Genomic DNA, 16,039 nt, shown 5'->3' with positions numbered 1-16,039 from the left:
TTCAGGTTCATCTGTTTTTAAGGATACAATATTTGCGGGTTTTGATAAAGTGAATGGATCAATGCTGTCATTGCCCGGCTTGCCCGGATAATCTATCAGGGGCGGTCCGCGAATCGTCCCTACATTTAAATTGCATAATAGGACATGTTTTAGTTATCATTTTTCAGGGACAAAAATGAGCATATTTAAAAAATCAGACGAGAAACTCCAGGCCGAGGCCGTAGACGAATTGCGGCGGAAAATCAATTCCGTCAAACTGCCTGCTCACGCCCTGAACGTAGCGAACGGCGAATTAGAGATGCTGTCCAAGATCAGCCCCTCCGTAGCGGAATACACAATAGGGCTTAACTATCTCGATTATCTCATCGGCCTGCCCTGGAACAAAAAGACCGAAGACAACCTCGACCTTCAAAGGGCTGAGAGGGTGTTGAACGAAAGGCATTACGGGCTGGGCGAGATCAAGCAGAGGATATTAGAGCATCTCGCAGTGAAGATACTCGTGATGAATAACAAGCCGAGGATACTGGTGGTGGATGATGAAGCTATCGTGATACGCAACCTCGAACACATGTTCAAAAAGGAAGGCTACACGGTGGTCACTGCCAACAGCGGGCAGGAGGCCTGCAATAAACTGGATGCCTCCGATTTTGACGTGGTCATGACCGATCTCAAGATGGAGCACATCACCGGCCTTGACGTCCTCGAAAAGGCAAAGGGAAAATATCCCGACACGCAGGTCATCATGATAACCGGATACGCCACTGTTGACACCGCGGTTGATTCAATAAAGAAAGGCGCGTTCCATTATATCGCAAAACCGTTCAAGCTTGAGGACGTGCGCGCCACAGTGAAGAAGGCGCTTGAGAAGAAATTTTCAACCCGCTCCACAAAAGGCTCTGTCCTCTGTTTCGCGGGCCCTCCGGGCACAGGGAAGACCTCGCTCGGCAGGGCCATTGCCGACGCGCTCGGCAGGAAGTTCGTGAGGATATCATTGGGCGGCATCAAGGACGAGGCAGAGATAAGGGGGCACAGAAGGACCTACGCGGGCGCGATGCCCGGGCGCATTATTGATGAGATCAACAGGGCTGAATCTTTAAATCCCGTGCTCATGCTTGATGAACTGGACAAGATCGGGCAGGATTTCAAAGGAGACCCCGCATCCGCTTTACTTGAGGCCCTGGACCCGGAGCAGAACCATAACTTCATCGACCATTACCTCGATGTCCCTTTTGACCTCTCAAGCGTTATGTTCATCGTCACCGCCAATGTCGCGGACAACATTCAACCCGCCCTGAGGGACCGGATGGAGATCATCGAATTCTCCGGCTACACAGAGGATGAAAAAACACAGATCGCTTTACAATACCTGGTGCACAAGCAGACACACGAAAAGGGTCTGTCGGATTGCCCGCCGGAATTTACTCCTGAGGCGGTAACAAAGATCATCCAGGAATATACCCGTGAGGCAGGCATAAGAAACCTTGAAAGGCAGATCGCCACTATCTGCCGGAAGATCGCGACAGAATATGTCCACAACAAGGAAGCCGGGGGAAGCTTAAAAGTAACACCAGAGACCGTGGAGAAATATCTCGGCACGAGGAAATATTATTTTGAGGTCACTGATGAGGAAAACCGTATCGGCGTCACAACCGGACTTGTATGGACTGAGACCGGAGGCGCAATCATTTTTGTCGAGGCCGCGAAGATGAAGGGGAAGGGCGAGCTTATACTGACCGGCTCTCTTGGGAACGTCATGCGTGAATCCGCGCAGGCTGCCTTGAGCTACATCAGAAGCAACGCCGCATTTTTTAATATTGATGAAAATTTTTTTGAGGCCCAAGACGTACATGTGCATGTCCCCGCTGGCGCGATCCCGAAAGACGGGCCGTCAGCAGGGGCCACTATCGCGATGTCGCTGATATCCCTTTTGACCGGAAGGGCCGCAAGAAGGGACATTGCCGTTTCGGGCGAGCTGACATTGAGCGGAAGGGTACTGCCCGTCGGCGGGGTCAAGGAGAAACTGCTTGCAGCGCGCCGCGCAGGCGTGAAGATAGTGGTATTGCCTTCAAGAAACAGAGTGGACATTGAGAACCTCCCTCAGGATGCAAAAAAGGGACTCGATATACAGTTTGCGGAAAAGATCGGGGACATCGTGGACCTGGTGCTGGTGAAATGAACAACGGAAAACTGCTGATCGTGGATGACGAGAAGATCGCACTGAGGAGCCTGGAGAATGCGATGAAGAAAGAGGGCTATGAGGTTGCCGCGACTATCAGCGGGGTGAACGCACTTAAGCTTTTGGAATCCCAGGAATTCGATGTCGTGCTTACGGACCTGCGCATGGACAAGGTCGACGGCCTTCAGGTCCTTGCAAAGAGCAGGGAGCTGTACCCTGACTCCGAAGTCATAATGATCACCGCGTACGCGTCCCTTCCGTCCGCCATTGACACGATGAAGAAGGGCGCATTTTATTATCTTGAAAAACCGTTCAAGCTTGATGAGGTCAGGAAGGTCGTGAGGGAGGCGGTTGAAAAGGTAATGCTGAAAAAGGAGAACGCGCAATTGAGGGAGCAGATCGAGAGTTTCAAGGGCAGGGTCAAGATCATAAGCCAGGACATAAAGATGCAAAAGCTCCTTGAGACTGCCAAGCAGATAGCGCCTACTGACTGCAATGTGATCGTCAGCGGAGAGAGCGGGACAGGGAAGGAATTGTTCGCCCGTTATATCCACGCCCACAGCAAGAGGGGCAATGAACCTTTCTTTGCAATCAACTGCGGGGCCTTTGCAGAGGGGCTTTTGCCCAGCGAGCTCTTCGGGTATGAAAAAGGCGCTTTTACCGGGGCGGCAAATATGAAAAAGGGCTTGATGGAGATGGCAGACCGGGGCACGCTTTTCCTCGATGAGATAACGGAGATGGAGCCCGCGATGCAGGTAAAGCTCCTTCGGGTCATTCAGGAAAAAGAGGTTCTGCGCTTAGGCGCGACTGAGCCGGTAAAGGTTGACGTGAGATTTATCGCGGCGACAAACCGCGACATCAAGGATTCCATAAAGGATGGAAGATTCAGGGAGGACCTGTTCTTCAGGCTGAACGTTGTCTCATTTCATATCCCCCCGCTTTCCGCGAGGCGCGACGACATTCCGCTTCTGAGCTATTACTTCCTGAAAAAATATTCCACCCTGATGAAAAAGGACGTGACCGAGGTGACCCCTGATGTGTTGGGCATTCTTATGAACTATGATTTTCCCGGGAACGTGAGAGAGCTTGAAAATATAATTGAAAGAGGCGTGGCCCTTGCTCACGGGAATACGGTTGAGGTTACCCACCTTCCCGAAGACCTCAGGGAGCTGAGCATCAAGACGTTCAGGAAGAAGGAAGGCAAGATCCCGTCCCTTGAAGACCAGGAGATGTCGTATATCCAATGGGTGCTGAAAGAGGTCGGCGGCAACAGGACCATTGCCGCGCAGACTCTCGGCATAGACCGCGTATCGCTGTGGAGGAAGTTAAAGAAGTACGGGCTGGAGGATTAGCCGGTCACTTTGCAAGTTCATTCCAGCACTCGGAGCTTTCAATATACACGTTTAATATATTCATCAATTGCAGTTGCGGCGCTGTGCCGTCATTTTTTACGGTATCAAGTAATTTCTTTGGAAGCTCCACCATGCACATCTTGTCCTTTTTAAATAACTGGAACCTGTAGGTAAAGGTGTCAAACATAAAAAACACCCTTGCTATCACAATAGTGTTATCGATCTGCTCGATCTTTTCCTTTACGACCTCATATGCCGGTACCTTATCTTCTGTAAGCTGCATCGTATAACGCCTCCTTTCATCTATCAGAGCTAAGACAATCTTATCAGATTTTGTTTTGGGGGGCTACCGAAAAATTGTTTATTAAAGAAGGGGAATCATGCGGCGCGAGAGAGAACCGTTTAAGAAGCGGACTTTCATTCATTTGGAGCGATACGTCTCCATTACCTCTTCATAAGGGACTGTTTCCAATTTACCCGCCTTGAAAGCCTGCCAGCGTTTTCGTGCCTCATCCGCCCAGATGCGGTCAATCTCCGGATCGGGCTTGTCAAGCTGCATTAAAATAGAATCTACCAACTCTTTGCTGCACGGTTGCACTTCTGCACTATGGAACTATTCCTACCATTGAGATCAGGAGGCATTAGAAGTGTTAGGTCATAATGTCATCTTTTCTTATGGACTTTATCAAGCGACAATCGCTTATAAGCTAATCTATGCCCGCTATTCTTATATATTCCTTCATTAACAAAGACAGGGAAATCTGTTCCTTTTTGTCTAACAAGATATAAGTTATTTTGAAGCCTTATGTTGTTTTCTATATAAAACCTTGCAAATTTCTTTACTACATTAGTGCTTATAGCTAATCTTTTTATATCGTCCAATGAATCAAATTTCAGTTTTACTTTTCCCGAATCGCGTCTTATATGTGCAATTGCATTACGACAGTCATCATATAAATAATTTCCAAGACTTTTTCCATTAAGCGGTAAATGGTTAATTTCAGCTTTTGATACTAAGAGCCTATTATAATTTTTCTTCTTCCGAATAACGCTATTAATCCATCCGATGGGTTCGTTACCGCCAGTTTCTAATATTTGCCAGTAAAACAAAAATGATAGATATACATTGTTTGAACTTAGTGCTTCTCTAAAAAGGATAAGGGCAGTTTTTTGTTCTTCTGTTTCAATTTCTGGAATGATGCATATATCGTATCCTCTTGAAACAATATGATACGGAATTTCCGGAAAACTAAAGAATCCGCTTTTTGCTTTTCTAAGTTGAAAGTTATCCGGTACGCTTATACCACCAGGAGGCCGTAATTTTATTCTTGAGTCGTTTTGCCAACTTAATGCTGTTAAAAATTCCGATGCTGCATTAAACGCCAGGTTCTTAGAGTTATCATCATTTTGTATTATTGTGAATAAAGCATCACACCACTTCCTCATATTTCTCTGAATCAGCTTAAAACGAACTCCTTTATATTCAAAATAATAAGTATTCCTACAAAGGCGAGCGCTATTATCAAAGCCAATGGTCGTTAATATTTTCATTTCATCTAATTTTACGCACAGCTAACAACCATTATATGACCATCTAATAATAGTTCCTCTTGAATCAACAGTGAAAGACTTGCTGCATACATTTTGTATAAATTGCCCCCATTTATATTGCAAAGAGTAGTTTTCCCAGGTAAGGATTCTATATCCATCGCGAGTGTCAATCACCCTGGTTGGAGCGCCCCAGCTCGAGACTAACTCTGATTCATTATGGCCATCCATGAATTCATATTTTTTTCAAGGGTCCTGCAAGACATTAATGACAGACAGATAATCAAAATCAATATAACTTTTCGCATCATCGCTCCTTATTACACCTATCAGATATCAGACAGAAGAAGGCATATTGCCTCATCTGGATAGCAAAATACTGAAAAAATATTTTTCTTTATCTTACCGACTTTTTGGTTTTGCTAAAAGCCTGTTTGTTTTACTGCAACCCATTCTCTGCAAGCGCAGTACAAAGAATTTCCCTGATGTTTTGGATTGGTGATGTTTATCATACAAAAGCGCAATTTGAGAAAGCAAGAAAAAAAATAGTTCAGAACCAATTCCATTACCACAATTTAATGCTTTTGCATTATTGTACTGTGGAACTTTGCCGTCCCTATGATTTTCTTTCGGTCAGACGTCCTGCGATAAACCTGTGAAGCACGCTTGATATCAGCGTTTGATAAGGAAGTCCTTCTTCAATTGCCTTCTTCTGAATATCAGTAAGGTCCTTCTGAGACATTCTGATATTTACTCTCTTGTCTTTGCGAAATGTCGCTTTGGCATACTCCCGATACTTCTTTATTCTCGCTTTGGCTCCCTGAACAGACTTCCACTCGCCTTTATCTACTGAATCAAGAATGGACTGCTCTTCCTTAGTCAGTTTCATTTTTGTCTCCTAAATATTTCCTTGTCATCTTCCGGCTCGGAATTATTGTTTTTAAAAATATAGTATGTTCATCTTCTACAAAAGGAACAAGATAGACATACTCATCAATACTTACAATAAATATCTTCTGATTGGGATACGTTGTTTTATTTGGATGTTCGATGATATCCAATAGCCCGTCATGCATGATCGAGAAGACAATTTCCTCGAATGATATTCCGCGCTCTTTAACAATCTCTTTGTTCTTTTCAACATTCCAATCAAAATATTTCACAAGAATATTGTATTACTTTGTGTGCCTTTTGTCCACAGGGATATGGATGATTATTTGAGGGTTGATAGCATTATAGCAAGAATTTCCCTAATGTTCTGGATAGGTGATGCCAGAGCCAATCTCTCATGCCTTCTTCTGAGTAATATTTTATTTCCCCCGTTCAAACACCGCTGCGATGACAAAGGCCTCCGCGATAGCAATAGCTGCCCAGAATATCAATTCCAATCCGATCAGCGGCAGGGGCTCGCCGAACTGGTTGAAAGGGGTGAAGAACTCCCAGAATAAAAATGAGAGAAAAAATACAAGGGCAGCCATGCGCCACGCGCGCGCTTTGGTCCCTTCCGGCCAGGAAGGCGCAAGCCATTGATAAACGAAAGCATGGCCGATGCCGAATAAAATAAGCCCCAGGATAATCGGGACCGGGGCATTCACTACCAGCGGTAAGGGTTCGAGTTTTGTCCATACGGCGATGAGCTTTGGACTCTGAACAGATGGGTCGAGAAGTATCCCGCCGCCATTCCATCCAAAACCGATCAACCGGAATGTCAGCAGCATTACAACATTCAGCGTCATTCCACCGGCCAATCCGGCGGCAATAGTTTTTGATATCGGGGTCTTTGTTGTCATGTCAATTCACCGATTATGAAGTGATTACAGCAGCCCTTCCTCCAATGATATCCCGGCCTTTTTGATGACCTGAAGAAGCTCCTCGAACTTGAACGGTTTGATAATGAAATCGAAGGCGCCTTTTTTAAAGGCGTTGGAGGAGGTCTCCTTTTTGCCGAACCCGGTTATAATGATCACCTTCACTTCAGGATTATTAGCTTTGGCGGTCTCTAATATCATGATGCCGTCAACATGGTCCATCTTCAGGTCCGTGATGACGATGTCGTACTTCTTTTTAGTCAATTCCTCAATTGCCGCAAAGCCGTCGGTAAAGGTTTCAACATGATAGCCTTCTTTTTCCAGCAGGCGTTTAAGCCTTTTGCCTACAATCGGTTCATCATCAACTATCATGAGACGGAGTTTTGTGGACATTATTTGAACTCCTTGTCACCGGGGAATAAACACGAATCTTCTCTAATGGGATTGTTAATATTTTTTCTGTTCGTGTTCATTCGTGTCAATTCGTGGCTGAAACTAAACGTATTAAACACTCCCTTCAATTAACGGCAATCTGATTATAAAGGCGGTTCCTACCCCTTCGGTGCTGTCAACTTCAATCTCGCCTTCGTGCTCCATTATAAGACTCCGGGCCACTGACAAACCAAGCCCGGTGCCTTCTCCTACCGGTTTGGTGGTAAAGAAAGGTTCAAATATGTTTTTGAGGTCTTTCTGGGATATTCCGCACCCTGTGTCGCTGATCTCAATAAAAACATTTTTTATTTCAGAGTCCGGCCTGATGCATATGGACAGGGTCCCCGAATCCTTCATCGCGTGTACGGCATTCACCATTAAATTGATAAAGACCTCTTCCAGCTTGCTGCGGTTTCCTTTTACAAATAAAATGCTGTCATGGAAATCAAGACGCAGATTTATGTTATTCACCTTTAACTGGTTGGCAATGAGATTTATTGATTCCTGCACGACGCTGACTATATTGAGGTTGCTCTTGTTGGAAGACTTTCGCGCTCCCGCGAAGTCGAGCAGGTTTTCCACGACCTGCTGGGCGCGCTCGCACTGCGTGAGTATGTCCTGGACGTATTCCGTCATTTGTTCGGGGCTGAGCTCTTTTATATCTTCCTTCATTGTCTCCGCGGTCAGGGAGATGTTGTTCAAAGGGTTGTTTAATTCATGGGCGACGCCTGAGACGAGGAAGCCCAGTGAGGCGCGTTTCTCAGCCTCCTCCTGTTTTTCGCGGAGAAGCTCCATGCTTTTTTCAAGGGACTCCTGCGTAAGCTGCAGGTGGTCGAGCATTGTATTGAAGGACATGGCGAGGGTGAAGGTCTCGTCATGTTCTTTTATCGGCGCCCTCAGGGTTATATCTCCCTCTGAGATCTTTCTTGTAATGTCGGCGAGCCTTTTGATCGGCGCTACTATATAAGTTGCGGTCTTGTAAACTATCAACGGCCCCAGGGTGCAGAGCAGTATAAGCGCCATCAGTAAAAGACGCTGAGTGTGCGTGAAAAAATCGCTCACCTTCTGTCTCTCGCGGCCGGCTATTTTGTTTGTGATCTCTTCAAGTTTAGTCCCGATTATCTGCAGGTCGTTCACCTTGGCATCGATCTCATTGTAAACCGAGAAGAGATTATGAATAGCTTCCGTGTATCGGGCGCATTCAAAACAGAAAGGGATGATGTTGTTAAATAAAGAAAGGGACATGTTCAGTTTGTCAAAGGACGCTTTATCACGGAACAGCATGTAGTTTTTTTCCCAGCGCCTCATGTCAAGGATGAAGTTTGTCGAAAGCTCTCTTGCGTGCTTGCCGCTTGCCACAAAGGTTTCCATTTTTCTGCCCTCTTCCCTTACCCGTTCAATGACATCGGTCTCCTGCTGGTAATTTCTAAGAAGGGCGTATATAAGTCCTGAGTATGCCTGCGTGGAATGGCGCAGCAGGAGGAAATCGTCTTTGCCGATCTGGTCAACGATCTCCTCGGATATGCTGTCCACCGAATTATTAAAACCGCTTATTGCGTCCTGGCAGTATTTGTAATACGCGTCGGTTTTGTGAAGGAGGAAGTTCTTCTCGTTACGCCTGACCTCAAGCGCGCGCCCTTTCAGGTCATCCGCTATTTCAACAAAGCCATGCCTGTGCTTGACGTCGTTTATGTATTCGTAGGTAAGTATGCCGCCTGCCAGGGCAATAAGGGACGGGATCGTGATGCCGATGATCATTTTATGCCAGATCTTAAAGTTCATTCATTCGCCCCGGTATATAAGGATACAATATTTTGAATTCGGATGGAAGGAGAATTGCTGAAATGGAAGTCTGCTACAGAATTTCTATAATCGACAACAAAACAGTAGTCAGTAGTTAGTAGTTGGGTTTCCCCGACTGCTGACTACTAACTACTAACTACCTTTTTTAAAGGATTCTTCCGCAGCCTTCCATTTCAGCAAACATTGGAACAGGGTTCAATATGAATATTGTGGTTTAAATCGGGATTGGAAATTACGCCTTTACGACGAGCACCGGGCAGGGGGCGTAACCGATGACCTTTTCAGTGACGCTGCCCATGAGGAGACGACGTATCCCGGTCCGTCCATGACTGCCCATGACTATGACATCGGAATGGAATTCCCGTGAGAGCTCCGTGATGACTTTGAAGCTTTCGCCTTCCCTGACAAATGCCTCTGTTGTTATTCCTTCCGCCTCCGCCTTTTCCCTGACATCACCCGCGATCTTCTTTGCCTGTCTGACAAGCTCCTCAACCGCGCCGGGCGCTTCGGCATGGAACTCGTCCGTGACGTCTACAACGGAAAGGACCTTCAGATCTCCGGCGTATGACTTTGCGAGGTCGACCGCCTTCTCCGTCGCGGCCTTATTGTATTTTGAACCATCTGTAGGCAGAAGGATATGGCCCCACCCGATAGACGCATCTCCCGGAACAACAAGCACGTCCCGCTGGGTATAGCCGATGACGCGGGCCGTGACGCTGCCGACAAGGGCCTTTTCAATGCGGCCTTTACCGTGCCTGCCCATCACTATCAGATCATAATTGCCTTCGTCCGCAATGTCCGTAACAGTGTCGAACGGGCTTCCCTCTTCAAGCCTTGTCCTTATGTAGATATCTTCCTCGGTTGCTATCTTTTGAATTTCGGAGAGGACTTTTTGCCCTTCGTCCTTGAGGGTCCTGGTGACCTTTTCCCTGGTGCTGAGGACCTCAAACTGGTCCTGGTAAATGGGGACCGAGGTGATGACGGTTATCCAGCTTTTATCATCGCGCACTATCTTGCAGGCCTGCCTGAAGGCGTTCTTGCTTGACTCTGAACCGTCAACCGCCACGAGTATTTTTCTGTACCGTCCCATCGGAATATACTTTAGCATATTTCAGTATTCATTCGGTAGCAGTTAAAGTAGCACACTGTAACTGCTACCGGCATCGTCAAACTGATAACCATGGGGCACACAGGCAATGGTAGCAGGCCATAGTTTCTGCAAAAGACATCCTGAACTCTATGGACATCAAACCGGCCTCGATCATTAAAACAGGCCAGTCCGACGGGATCATTGCCGAGGCAAAAAATTATGACCTGCTTATTGCCGGCATGAAGAGCGGAGCTTTGAAAAATAAACCCGCCAGGATAATAAACAAAATTCTCGATTCCCACGAACTAAACGCGATCGTTGTGCAGTAAATGCTTGTTGCATCCTCTTTCTCTGTGGTTACTCTTTCCCGCTGTCAACTGGACGAACAAGAGATTAAGGGTATGGTATCGCAAAATGCGATACCTTCACAAAAGCATCTCGGAGGCCATCGCCCCTATGTATTTACCGAGCAAGGAGTTGTAATGCTGGCCACTGTTCTCAATAGTGAGACAGCCATACTTGCGAACATCGCCATTATACGGGCCTTTGTTAAACTACGAGAAGTTCTTTCGACCCACAAAGAGTTGGCACACAAATTAAAAGAGCTTGAAAGCAAAATAGAAAAACATGATGAAGAAATATATACAATATTCGAGGCAATCCGACAGTTAATGTCCCTGCCGGAAAAGAAGGGTCCGAAGATAGGGTTTAAGAGGGAAGAAGGGATCGAATAGAGATGTATTGCTTTATAGAGGTGGATAAAAAACAAGAAATAAGACCTGATCCCCCAATGCGATATTGTCTTAATTTTATAAATCAATCAATTGTTGTTTCTCAGCAACTATCTTATACTTAATTCAAGAAAAGTATGAACCTAAAAAAATACTTGAGCAAATGACCACAGGAATAACTAGAAGGGATTTTCTCAATGCCGCTTTGATCGGTGCTGGTGCGGCCCTTTTGCAACTTCCTGCGCCAATCCGTTTAGTTGCGCAAACAAATTCCTGGGACGGGGATGGCGGCGTTGGTGATTATTCCGCTTCACATGGCAATACCGAAAGTGTCGTTCGTTATGCTCATGCAATGCGGGACGGCCGCTATGAAACTATCCCGGATGACGCTATTGATACAGGGGAGATATTCGATCTTGTGATAATCGGCGGTGGCATGAGCGGGCTTGGCGCAGCTTTTCATTTCAGTAAATCAAAGCGCAGGGGGCAAAAATGTCTCATTATCGAAAACCATCCTGTCTTCGGCGGTGAATCAAAGCGAAATGAGTTTATCGTTAATGGTCAAAGACTGATTGCCCCTCAGGGAGCAAATTCATTTGTCGTCCTTGATGACCCTGAATCCTCCGGCTACGATATTTATTCCGAACTGGGGATACCTCACAGGTTTGAATATCAGAAGTTAACTCCTGCAGATAAAAAGCTTTACTTTGACCGGACGAATTACGGCTTCATGCTGTGGTACGATGATTTTCCCAATAACGGTTATTTTTTTGAAGACGCTGCTGCCTCAAAATGGGCGATTGATATGTGGAGCAGGAATTTTGAAGACACTCCTTTTTCAGAAAACGTGAAGAAGGATTTTGTCACTTGGAGAAATAGCAATAAAAGAAATTATAAAGGAGCAGACTTCAACCAATGGCTTGATACCATGACGTATAAAGACTATCTGGAAAAGGTGATGGGGCTGAGTCCTGCGATCACAAGATTTATTGACCCGGTCCTTGCAAGCAGCATAGGGCTGGGTTCTGATGTTATCTCGGCTTTCGGGGCGTATCAGGTTGCAATGCCGGGCTTTCAGGGATTTCCTGCCGGGTTTACTAAAAGGGCAAGGTCTGAAAAAAGCGACTGGCATTCATTCCCAGGCGGCAATGACGGATTCGCGCGCTTCTTTACAAAAGCTCTCATTCCCGAAGCAATCTCCAAAAGCAAGTCCTTTGAAGATGTCCTGAACCAACGGATCAATTTTGAGGCATTGGATCGTCCTTCCAACAGCATCAGTATGCGGCTTGATGCATTGGCAGTGAATATTGAACATAATGCGGAACCTGATAAATCGGAATTCGTCTGGGTGACTTATGTGAAAGGCGGAAAGATATATTGTTTGAAAGCACGCAGTGTAGTGATGGCCAACGGCAGTTGGGTCACCCGCAGGATTGTGAAAAAACTTCCTGAAGAACATAACGAGGCGTACAAACAATTTCATCGCTCTCCGATGCTTGTAGTTAATGTAGCTGTCACGAACTGGAGGTTTCTGTATAAACTCGGGTTGACTTCATGCAGATGGTTCGACGGCTTTGGATTCAGTTGCAACATAAGACAGCCGATGATTGTCGGCGACTATAATCCCCCGCTTGATCCTGACAAACCGACCATCATAACTTTTTATGTGCCGTTTTATTATCCGGGATTCCCTATTCATGAGCAGGGAGTAAAAGGACGCATTGAGCTGCTTTCAACAAGCTATGCGGATTATGAAAAGAAGATAAAAGAACAGATGGCAAGGCTTTTCGGCAAGGCTGGATTCGACCCTGAAAAGGACATAGCAGGCATTGTCCTGAACCGGTGGGGTCATGCTTATGTGAATCCTCAGCCTGGATTTTACTTCGGCAGGGACGGACAGTCTGCGCCGGGCACTGTTATCAGGAGGCGTTTCGGACGCATTGCCTTCGGTCACTCGGAGCTGAACGGCCACCAGCACTGGCTCGGCGCAGTGGAAGAAGGGACCAGGGCGGCGAGGCAGGTTATGGAAATTTCATGACGGATATGGCGGCGGAAATGATGAATAGTATAAACTACAACATGGCTTCAAACAATTTCTATAGACTAATAATCGCTGTTCTCTTTCTGATAGTTTCCTTTTTGATGCCTTTTTATCACTCCCATGACCATCCTTCAGAGCATCATTTTAATGTTCGTGACCATTATGATGATCTTGAGAAATACGATATGTACAGCCATAAACATACCGGCTTTCACCTGCACCTTGAAAAGTATATTAATGGGTCAGGCGCAACAGGCAAATTTCAAAACAAACCCAAAAATACAGCGGCCCACTTCACTTCGGGTTTCGCCTTAACGCACAAAAAAGCATTTCATAATATTGCACGTTGTTTTGATGAACTTATGCCTGAAAGCAATTTCACTGCGGTCTTTTCAGGCGTGTCCCCTCCGGTCGGTTAATCCTCTTTTAATTTTGTTGAGAATAACACATTAAATCGTGGAGTCCATTATATGTTTAATAAAATTTATTTAACCGTTCTTTGCTTTCTGCTTTTCCCTTTGAGCGGATTTGCCCTTGAGCCTTCAGAGAAACTGCTGATGGAGAAGAATTCTCTCTATCAGTACATTGCTGTCACGGAAGACGCGGCCAAACATGAAAGATATCTCCGGAACAACAAAAAAGACTTGATACAGGGTGGAATATCTCTGGACGCTCCCGATAAGCTGCTTTTTGAATATACTCGAACAACTTTTGTCTCTCTCGCCTTTTTGCGTATTGACCCCGGAGATGTGCTCTTTGCCGGTCTTGGAATCGGGGCCATGCCGGGATATATGAACCGTTATTACCCTGAGGCAAACATAGACGCCGTTGAAATTGACACTGATATTGTTTCGGTCGCAAAGGAATATTTTTATTTTAAAGAGAATAAAAACCTTAAGGTCCATGCCGGGGACGCAAGGCAGTTCATCAAACGCTCCAAGAAGAAATATGACATTATCTTTCTTGACGCTTACCAAGGTGACTACATCCCTTTTCATCTCACAACAGTTGAATTCCTCCGGGAGGTGAAAAGCAGATTAAAGGACAACGGCGTTGTTGTCTCAAACATCCTATCTCCCTACAGGAATAAATTATTCGATTCCATGATTATGACGTACAAGAAGGTATTCCCTTACCTCTATATATTCAAAGGGAAGAAATCGGGCAACTTCATCTTCGTTGTCACGAAAAACTTTGACCTGAAGGACAAAGACGGAATTGAGGCAGCGGCAAAAAAGCTTCAGTCTCTCAGGCAATTCGACTTTGATCTTCCCGAAACAGCGTCAAGATTTGAATATTCGATGGCATACGAATGGTCCGGCGCAAATATTCTCACCGATGATTTTGCCCCGGTGAATCTCTACAAATACCAGGACTCAGAGGCAAAATGAGGAGGCAAGCCCGATGATATATTTTATTGTTTTTGTCTGTGGCGCAGTGGTCATGTCTTTTGAGATATTGGGCAGCAGAATACTTGCCCCTAATTTCGGCAATTCCGTTTTCGTGTGGGGAAGCCTGATAAGTGTTTTTCTGACAGGGCTGTCTGCCGGATATTATCTTGGGGGAAGGATTGCTGACATAAGACCGTCATCAAGAAAACTCGGTCTTATAATCATTGCGCCGGGTGTCCTTCTTCTGACATTTCCTTTATACAGCGGCCCGGTGTCGGACTGGATATTCATGAAGGACATGGGAGTAAGGTCAAGCCCTTTGCTTGCGTCTGCGATTCTTTTTCTGGTCCCCTCTGTCTTTCTCGGTATCGTAAGTCCCTATACGGCCAAGCTTATGATATGCAGCCTCCACACGTCGGGGAAAACAATCGGGACGCTCTATGCGCTCTCCACTTTCGGGAGCATTATCGGCACGCTTGCCACCTCGTTTTATCTTATAACCATTGCGGGAGTTAGTTCTCTCATAATGGGACAGGGTATTCTTCTTATCATATTAGCGATGCCGCTTCTTTTTATGAAATTGCGATGCGATACTGATTACACTGAATCCGGAGGAGGGAAGTAATGAATAAGAGACACGCACACAAAAATGATCACGATCAGGAACATGACCACGCACACAATTCACACGGTCATGTGCATGGCGTTGTTGACCCATCCATCTTTACTACTCAGCGGGGGATATGGGCTGTCAAATGGTCGTTCGCTGGACTCTCCGCCACCGCCCTGTTCCAGGTTATTATTGTTCTGCTCACAGGCAGTGTCGCTCTCCTCGCGGACACAATTCATAACATAGGCGATGCAGCGACAGCAATACCTCTGTGGTTTGCTTTTACGCTCGCAAGGAGAAAACCCTCAAAGCGGTTTACATACGGGTATGGACGTGTTGAAGACCTGGCCGGGGTTGCTATTGTGCTAACCATTTTATTCAGCGCAGTTGTTGCAGGGTATCAATCCATTGACCGCCTGATGCATCCTCAAAAAGTGGAATATCTGTGGGCGGTAGCTGTCGCATCGATTGTGGGCTTTTTAGGCAACGAAGCCGTCGCCCTGTTCCGCATAAGAGTTGGCAAGGAGATTGGCAGCGTTGCCCTTATTGCAGACGGGCATCACGCGCGCGTTGACGGCTTGACCAGCCTTGCGGTGCTTTTCGGAGCAGTTGGGGTCTGGCTTGGATATCCACTTGCAGACCCTGTTGTAGGTTTTTTAATCAGCGCAGTTATTCTCCGCATTGTATGGGATTCCGGGAAGGCCGTCCTCACCCGAATGCTTGATGGTATTGATCCGGAAATTATCGACGAGATCAGACATGCCGTTAACCATGCCCCAGGAGTTCAGGACGTTACTGAAGTGCGTGTGAGATGGATAGGCCACAGGCTTTACGCTGAAGTAAATATAGCGGTAACTCCATCTCTCACCGTTGAAAAGGGACATGACGTCGCTATGGAAGTGCGTCATCAGCTTTTACACCATCTGCGGTATTTATCGAATGTCACAATTCACATAGACGCGTTACATGCCTCAGGAGAACAGCATCATCTCATCACTGAACACAGCCATGATGACCTTCCTCCTCATTCACATTAAGATGGAGCTTGTATTAGTCA

At 46.1% G+C, this 16,039-nt stretch carries 18 protein-coding genes; 9 read left to right on the top strand and 9 right to left on the bottom strand.

Annotated elements, in window-relative coordinates; genetic code table 11:
• Window positions 1-175 precede the first annotated feature (175 nt).
• Both lon and HZB61_12380 read left to right on the top strand, forming a co-directional pair.
• On the top strand, window positions 176-2,176 hold the full coding sequence (gene lon, locus HZB61_12385; protein ID MBI5057403.1) for an endopeptidase La: 2,001 nt from the start codon (window positions 176-178) through the stop codon (window positions 2,174-2,176).
• Window positions 2,173-3,528 (top strand): sigma-54-dependent Fis family transcriptional regulator, encoded by a 1,356-nt coding sequence (locus HZB61_12380; protein ID MBI5057402.1) that lies wholly within the window; start codon window positions 2,173-2,175, stop codon window positions 3,526-3,528. The genes lon and HZB61_12380 overlap by 4 nt, the downstream gene beginning before the upstream one ends.
• Window positions 3,529-3,532: 4 nt before the next feature.
• Here the strand turns inward: HZB61_12380 and HZB61_12375 are convergent, their stop codons facing one another.
• The 9 genes from HZB61_12375 to HZB61_12335 form a co-directional block, all read right to left on the bottom strand.
• Complete coding sequence (locus tag HZB61_12375; GenBank protein MBI5057401.1) at window positions 3,533-3,811, bottom strand: hypothetical protein; 279 nt, start codon at window positions 3,809-3,811, stop codon at window positions 3,533-3,535.
• A gap of 138 nt (window positions 3,812-3,949) precedes the next feature.
• Window positions 3,950-4,087: an addiction module protein gene (locus HZB61_12370; protein MBI5057400.1), complete on the bottom strand. Its 138-nt coding sequence runs from the start codon at window positions 4,085-4,087 to the stop codon at window positions 3,950-3,952.
• Window positions 4,088-4,191: 104 nt separating this feature from the next.
• Window positions 4,192-5,079: a hypothetical protein gene (locus HZB61_12365; GenBank protein ID MBI5057399.1), complete on the bottom strand. Its 888-nt coding sequence runs from the start codon at window positions 5,077-5,079 to the stop codon at window positions 4,192-4,194.
• Between the two features lie 613 nt (window positions 5,080-5,692).
• Window positions 5,693-5,965, bottom strand: a complete 273-nt coding sequence (locus HZB61_12360) for an antitoxin (protein ID MBI5057398.1) — start codon at window positions 5,963-5,965, stop codon at window positions 5,693-5,695.
• Window positions 5,952-6,239: a BrnT family toxin gene (locus tag HZB61_12355; GenBank protein MBI5057397.1), complete on the bottom strand. Its 288-nt coding sequence runs from the start codon at window positions 6,237-6,239 to the stop codon at window positions 5,952-5,954. The genes HZB61_12360 and HZB61_12355 overlap by 14 nt, the downstream gene beginning before the upstream one ends.
• 147 nt (window positions 6,240-6,386) lie before the next feature.
• Window positions 6,387-6,848: a hypothetical protein gene (locus HZB61_12350; GenBank protein MBI5057396.1), complete on the bottom strand. Its 462-nt coding sequence runs from the start codon at window positions 6,846-6,848 to the stop codon at window positions 6,387-6,389.
• A gap of 42 nt (window positions 6,849-6,890) precedes the next feature.
• The gene (locus tag HZB61_12345) at window positions 6,891-7,277 is read right to left on the bottom strand and encodes a response regulator (protein ID MBI5057395.1); all 387 of its coding nucleotides are present in this window, start codon (window positions 7,275-7,277) and stop codon (window positions 6,891-6,893) included.
• Between the two features lie 111 nt (window positions 7,278-7,388).
• Complete coding sequence (locus tag HZB61_12340) at window positions 7,389-9,098, bottom strand: HAMP domain-containing protein (protein MBI5057394.1); 1,710 nt, start codon at window positions 9,096-9,098, stop codon at window positions 7,389-7,391.
• A gap of 253 nt (window positions 9,099-9,351) precedes the next feature.
• The gene (locus HZB61_12335) at window positions 9,352-10,227 is read right to left on the bottom strand and encodes a universal stress protein (GenBank protein ID MBI5057393.1); all 876 of its coding nucleotides are present in this window, start codon (window positions 10,225-10,227) and stop codon (window positions 9,352-9,354) included.
• A gap of 131 nt (window positions 10,228-10,358) precedes the next feature.
• On the opposite strand from HZB61_12335, the gene HZB61_12330 reads away from it, so the two are divergent.
• The 7 genes from HZB61_12330 to HZB61_12300 all read left to right on the top strand — a co-directional run bounded on the left by HZB61_12330 (window position 10,359) and on the right by HZB61_12300 (window position 16,019).
• Complete coding sequence (locus tag HZB61_12330) at window positions 10,359-10,538, top strand: hypothetical protein (GenBank protein ID MBI5057392.1); 180 nt, start codon at window positions 10,359-10,361, stop codon at window positions 10,536-10,538.
• Window positions 10,539-10,943 (top strand): hypothetical protein, encoded by a 405-nt coding sequence (locus HZB61_12325; GenBank protein ID MBI5057391.1) that lies wholly within the window; start codon window positions 10,539-10,541, stop codon window positions 10,941-10,943.
• 160 nt (window positions 10,944-11,103) lie between these two features.
• On the top strand, window positions 11,104-12,978 hold the full coding sequence (locus tag HZB61_12320; protein ID MBI5057390.1) for an NAD(P)-binding protein: 1,875 nt from the start codon (window positions 11,104-11,106) through the stop codon (window positions 12,976-12,978).
• A 17-nt stretch (window positions 12,979-12,995) separates the two neighbouring features.
• Window positions 12,996-13,400: a hypothetical protein gene (locus tag HZB61_12315; protein MBI5057389.1), complete on the top strand. Its 405-nt coding sequence runs from the start codon at window positions 12,996-12,998 to the stop codon at window positions 13,398-13,400.
• 51 nt (window positions 13,401-13,451) lie between these two features.
• Window positions 13,452-14,372: a fused MFS/spermidine synthase gene (locus HZB61_12310; GenBank protein ID MBI5057388.1), complete on the top strand. Its 921-nt coding sequence runs from the start codon at window positions 13,452-13,454 to the stop codon at window positions 14,370-14,372.
• Window positions 14,373-14,385: 13 nt separating this feature from the next.
• Window positions 14,386-14,997 (top strand): fused MFS/spermidine synthase, encoded by a 612-nt coding sequence (locus HZB61_12305; GenBank protein ID MBI5057387.1) that lies wholly within the window; start codon window positions 14,386-14,388, stop codon window positions 14,995-14,997.
• Window positions 14,997-16,019 carry a cation transporter gene (locus tag HZB61_12300; protein MBI5057386.1) on the top strand — a complete coding sequence of 341 codons (1,023 nt, stop codon included), beginning with the start codon at window positions 14,997-14,999 and terminating at the stop codon, window positions 16,017-16,019. Before HZB61_12305 ends, HZB61_12300 begins: the two co-directional genes overlap by 1 nt.
• Window positions 16,020-16,039 lie beyond the last annotated feature (20 nt).

This window comes from Nitrospirota bacterium (assembly GCA_016214845.1).
In the GTDB taxonomy this organism is placed as follows: domain Bacteria; phylum Nitrospirota; class Thermodesulfovibrionia; order UBA6902; family UBA6902; genus SURF-23.
The sequence above is the reverse complement of the archived record's forward strand: the minus strand, read 5'-3'. Positions and strand labels throughout refer to the sequence as shown.